6 protein-coding genes are annotated in these 4,840 nt (G+C 64.8%); all 6 read right to left on the bottom strand.

Annotation, left to right across the window (positions count from 1 at the left end; genetic code table 11):
• The coding region (gene era, locus JOZ76_RS37650; protein WP_291706431.1) for a GTPase Era at window positions 1–674 on the bottom strand (674 nt) is incomplete at its 3' end.
• Window positions 664–1,533: a ribonuclease III gene (rnc, locus tag JOZ76_RS37645; protein WP_441300168.1), complete on the bottom strand. Its 870-nt coding sequence runs from the start codon at window positions 1,531–1,533 to the stop codon at window positions 664–666. The genes era and rnc, both read right to left, overlap by 11 nt.
• Window positions 1,479–2,237: a signal peptidase I gene (gene lepB, locus JOZ76_RS37640; RefSeq protein ID WP_291706429.1), complete on the bottom strand. Its 759-nt coding sequence runs from the start codon at window positions 2,235–2,237 to the stop codon at window positions 1,479–1,481. The genes rnc and lepB overlap by 55 nt, the downstream gene beginning before the upstream one ends.
• A 296-nt stretch (window positions 2,238–2,533) precedes the next feature.
• Window positions 2,534–2,953, bottom strand: coding sequence for a holo-ACP synthase (gene acpS / locus JOZ76_RS37635; protein WP_291706428.1), 420 nt, complete (start codon window positions 2,951–2,953; stop codon window positions 2,534–2,536).
• A 49-nt stretch (window positions 2,954–3,002) separates the two neighbouring features.
• Window positions 3,003–3,770, bottom strand: coding sequence for a pyridoxine 5'-phosphate synthase (locus JOZ76_RS37630; RefSeq protein WP_291706427.1), 768 nt, complete (start codon window positions 3,768–3,770; stop codon window positions 3,003–3,005).
• Window positions 3,771–3,852: 82 nt separating this feature from the next.
• Window positions 3,853–4,840 (bottom strand): RelA/SpoT AH/RIS domain-containing protein (locus JOZ76_RS37625; RefSeq protein WP_291706426.1); only part of this gene is annotated, 988 nt, incomplete at its 5' end.

Genomic DNA, 4,840 nt, shown 5'->3' with positions numbered 1-4,840 from the left:
TCGACGGTGGATTGGTAAGGCAGCTCCTGATGGAGCCGCTGGTAGATCTTCTCCCGCGTGATCTCGGCCGCGAGCTGCCGCATCGGCGCATCCGACATCTGGTCTTCGGGATAATGGAAGGGCCCGACCGGCATCCGCACAGCGAGCGTCGCCCTGAGGTCACTGACACCATCGCCGGAGAAGGCCGAGATCATGAAGGTGCCGGCGAAGGGAAGCCGGTCGTCGGCCGCTTTCGCCAGCGCCAGCAGCCTTTCGCGTGGGACCAGATCGATCTTGTTGAGCACCAGGATCTTCTCGTGGGCGACGTCCGACAGCCGCTCAAGGATAGCATCGGCTTCCTCGTCGATGCCCGCTTTCGCATCCAGCAGCACGCAGACGAGGTCTGCGTCATGCGCGCCGCTCCAGGCGGTCGAGACCATGGCGCGGTCCAGCCGCCGCCGCGGCGCGAAGATGCCGGGCGTATCGACCAGGATGATCTGACTGTGGCCTTCAACCACGATGCCGCGTATCAGCGCCCGCGTCGTCTGCACCTTGCGCGACACAATGGTGACTTTCGAGCCGACCAGCGCGTTGACGAGGGTCGACTTGCCGACATTGGGGGCGCCGATCAGCGCCACGAAGCCGCAGCGGGTCTCGGCCGGCGGCACCCTCGCCGCGTCCTGATCAGCCATCATTGCTGGCGCCGCCGACGCCTTCGCGTTCGATCATGACGGAGGCTGCGACCTTCTCCGCGGCCCGCTTGCTGCCGCCGACGCCTTCCGCGGGCGCGAGCCCCGGCAGATCGACGACGACGCGAAACAAGGGATCATGGTGCGGTCCGGTGCGTTCGACCTCGCGATAGACCGGCGTCGGCAATCCCTTGCCCTGCGCCCATTCCTGCAGCACGGTCTTCGGATCGCGCAGCGGCCGCCGCGGCTTATGCATCCGCTCGGTCCAGTTGCGCTCGACGAATTCGGCAGCAGTGGCATAGCCGCCGTCGAGAAAGATCGCGCCGATCACCGCCTCGCAGACGTCGCCGAGCACGGATTTGCGCAGCCGTGCGCCGGCACCAGCCCCGACCGCACCGAGCTTGATGTCGTCGAGCAGGCCGAGCGATTTTGCCACGTCCGCGCAGCTCTCCTTGCGCACGAGGTCGGCCAGGCGCTTCGACAGTTCGCCCTCGTCGGCGCCGGGAAAGGCGCGGTACAGCATGTCGGACACGATCAATCCGAGCACGTGATCGCCGAGAAACTCCAGGCGCTGATAACTGTCGCCGCGCTTGCGCGACGACTTCAACGCGGAGACATGCGTGAACGCGGTCGCGAGCAGGTTGGCATCGGCAAACTTGTGCCCGATGCGCGCCTCGAGCGCGGCGGTCGCGGCCTTGGCGCTGGCGCGGCTGCGCTTCTTGCGCGGCGCGGCGCCCTCGGCGCCGCTCACCGCCGTCTGGCGCAGCGGGCCTGCGGCCTCCGTGGTCTTGATGTCAGGCGTTTCGTCTTTCATCGCACGATTTTGAACAGCCTGTTCCAGCGCACCGACACCGGCCAGCGCCAGAAAGCCCAGGCATGCTCGCCTTCGGCAATGGAAAAGAAGATCATCTGGGCGCGGCCGACGACATTTTCCAGCGGCACATAGCCTACTGCCGACTGCACGCGACTGTCCGTCGAATTGTCCCGGTTGTCCCCCATCATGAAGAAGTGCCCGGGCGGGACGGTGTAGACATTGGTGTTGTCGTAAAAGCCGTTGTCGACGCAATCCAGCGACTCGTAGCTGACCCCGTTCGGCAGCGTCTCGCGCCAGCGCTTGACCCGGGCGGTCGCTTCGTTGCCGCAGGGGTCCTCGCCGATGAAATCGGGAAGTCGCTCGCGCTGGATCGGCTTCTCATTGATATAGAGCAGGCCTTCTTTCATCTGGATGCGGTCGCCCGGCAGGCCGATCACGCGCTTGATGTAGTCGGTGGTGTCGTCCTTCGGCAGGCGAAACACGACGATGTCGCCGCGCGAGGGCTCCGAGCCGAAGATGCGGCCGGAGAACAGCGGCGGCGACAGCGGAATCGAATAATGGCTGTAGCCGTACGAATATTTCGAGACGAAGAGATAGTCGCCGACCAGCAGCGTCGCCTTCATCGACCCCGAGGGAATGTTGAAGGGCTGGAACAGGAAGGTGCGAATCACCAGCGCGATCAGCAACGCGTGGATAACGACGCGAATGGTCTCGCCCAGGCCGCTCTCAGTCTTTGTTCCGGATGTCACGCTCATGACGTTCCCAATCCCCGCAGCGCGATTGCGCAGCCCCGCAATGACAGCAAGACCCCCACGGCGCGAACAGCGCTAAAGCTTCGCGTCGGAGGAATCGAGCCCAATTCTGATAACGGCGGCCAACTCCGGCGCAAAGGCTAAATCCGCCCCTTCTGTCGGCCATTCTTTCCGCGCAAACTTGTAGACGTTTGTCTTGAGCCGCGCAACAAACGGCTGCAACAGAACTTCACAAGCAGCTGAAAAACAAAACATTTTTAGTTTCAGTCGCGCCGGCGCAGGCGGCGCGGAATCATCAGCTAGGAGTTGCCCCTGTTGACCGCCGAAATTATGACGAAAGCCTGCGCGAGCGGCCAATCGTCTGTGATACTTAGGTCGATCCGAGCCTCAAGTCCGTCCGGCGTCAGCTGCTTCAGCCGCGCCAGCGCGCCGCCGGTCAGTTGCATGGATGGCCGGCCACCCGGCAGATTGATGACGCCCATGTCACGCCACCAGACGCCGCGGCGGATTCCGGTACCCAGTGCCTTGGAACAGGCCTCCTTGGCCGCGAATCGCTTGGCATAGGTCGCAACCACCATGTTCTCGTTCTTCGCTCGGCGCGCCGCCTTGGCGCGCTCGGCCTCGGTGAAGATGCGATCGAGGAACCGGTCGCCATGCCGCTCGATCACCTTGGCGACGCGGCGAATGTCGATCAGATCGGAACCGATGCCGATGATCATGCGGTGAGTGCCCTCCTTGGATTAACCTCGCCTGCCGCCCTCCACCACCTCAGGACAGCGGAGCAGCGAAGCTCCGGCCCAGATCCATGGCCGCGCGCATGGTCCTGACCACTTCGGTCAGGTCAGCGAATAGCGCTTCGCCGATCATGAAGTGGCCGATGTTGAGTTCCATGATCTCCGGCAGCTTGGAAATCGTCTCGGCGGTGCCGTAGTCGAGGCCATGCCCGGCGTGAACCTCGAGACCGGCCGCGCGGGCGAGCCCGGCTCCAGTAATGATTCGGGCAAATTCAGCTTCCGCTTTGGCAGTTTCGCCAGCAACCGTCGCATCGCACCAGGCGCCGGTGTGGATCTCGATCACGGGCGCGCGCAAGCTTGCGGCCATCTCGATCTGGTGCGGATCGGCTGATATGAACAGCGAGACGCGGATGCCGGCGTCATTCAGCCGCGCGATGAAGGGTTTTAGAGAATTGTGCTGGCCGACCACGTCGAGCCCGCCTTCCGTCGTCACCTCCTGGCGCCGCTCCGGCACCAGGCAGACCGCGTGAGGCGCGGTCTTGAGCGCGATCTTCAGCATCTCGTCGGTCGCCGCCATCTCGAAATTGAGCGGCTTGTCGATCTCCGCCTTCAGTCGCGCCATGTCGTCGTCGCGGATGTGCCGGCGGTCCTCGCGCAGATGCGCGGTGATGCCGTCCGCCCCGGCCGCGATCGCGGTGAGCGCGGCCCGCACCGGATCGGGATGGCGTCCGCCCCGCGCATTGCGGAGGGTCGCAACATGGTCGACATTGACACCGAGGCGCAGCGGAGGAGTTTTTGACATCACGGACTCGCGAATATCTCTTTAGCGGACGGCCCGATATGGCGTCAGGCCCCGCAGCGACACAACAGCGCTTCTTGCAGAGCTACCCATTGACCCGCTCGACCTTCGCCACCACCGCCTTGGCGCGCAACTGGGCGATGATCGCACTCAGGTGCTTCAGATCGTAGACTTCGAGATCGATGGTGACTTCCGTGAAATCGGGAGAACGCCGGTGCATGCTGATATTGTCGATATTGCCGTCATGTTCGGCGATGACGGTCGCGACCTGGGCGAGGCTGCCGGGTTCGTTGACGCTGTGAACCAGGATCCGCGCCGGGAACCGCTGCGGAATGGTCTCGTCAACATCCCAGCGCACGTCCAGCCAGCGCTCGGGCTCGTCGTCAAAGTCCTTCAAGGCCGGTGACTGAATCGGATAGATCGTGATCCCCTCGCCCGGCGAGACAATCCCGACAATGCGGTCGCCCGGAACCGCGCCGCCATTCGGCGCGAATTTTACGGGAAGATCGGAATTGATGCCGCGCACCGGAATCGCCGACGGGCTGCGCGCCGGATCCGGCGGCGATTTCAGCTTGAGCTTGACGGCCAGACTGGCCTTCTTGGCGGCGCCGTAGCGCGCGACCCGCTCCTCCTTGTAGTCGGGATACATGGCCCGCGCGACGTCGGAGGCCTTCATCTCGCCGCGGCCGACCGCGGCCATGACATCCTCGATCGAGGCGCGCGCCAGGCGCGGCAGCGCGCCCTTCAGCTTGTCGTCGGCATAATCGAGCTTGGCGCGCTCGAACAGGCGCTCGACGATGCGCCGGCCAAGCCCGGCATACTGGTCGCGCACGGCGGTGCGGGTCGCACGCCGGATCGCCGCGCGCGCCTTGCCGGTCACTGCAAGCTGCTCCCAGACCGCCGGCGGCGCGCCCTGCGCCTCCGAGGTCAGCACCTCCACCTCGTCGCCGTTCTGCAGCTCCGAGGACAGCGGCGCGAACTTGCCGTTGATCTTGCAGCCGACCGCGCTGTTGCCGACGTCGGTATGAACGGCATAGGCGAAGTCGATCACATTGGCGTGGCGCGGCAGTGCG

It is taken from the genome of Bradyrhizobium sp. (assembly GCF_019244115.1).
GTDB lineage: Bacteria > Pseudomonadota > Alphaproteobacteria > Rhizobiales > Xanthobacteraceae > Bradyrhizobium.
The sequence above is the reverse complement of the archived record's forward strand: the minus strand, read 5'-3'. Positions and strand labels throughout refer to the sequence as shown.

Bases quoted from the DNA above. Each gene is read 5' to 3' on its own strand.
- JOZ76_RS37630 (WP_291706427.1), bottom strand. From the start codon at position 3,770: ATGTCAAAAACTCCTCCGCTGCGCCTCGGTGTCAATGTCGACCATGTT.
- acpS (WP_291706428.1), bottom strand. From the start codon at position 2,953: ATGATCATCGGCATCGGTTCCGATCTGATCGACATTCGCCGCGTCGCC.
- lepB (WP_291706429.1), bottom strand. From the start codon at position 2,237: ATGAGCGTGACATCCGGAACAAAGACTGAGAGCGGCCTGGGCGAGACC.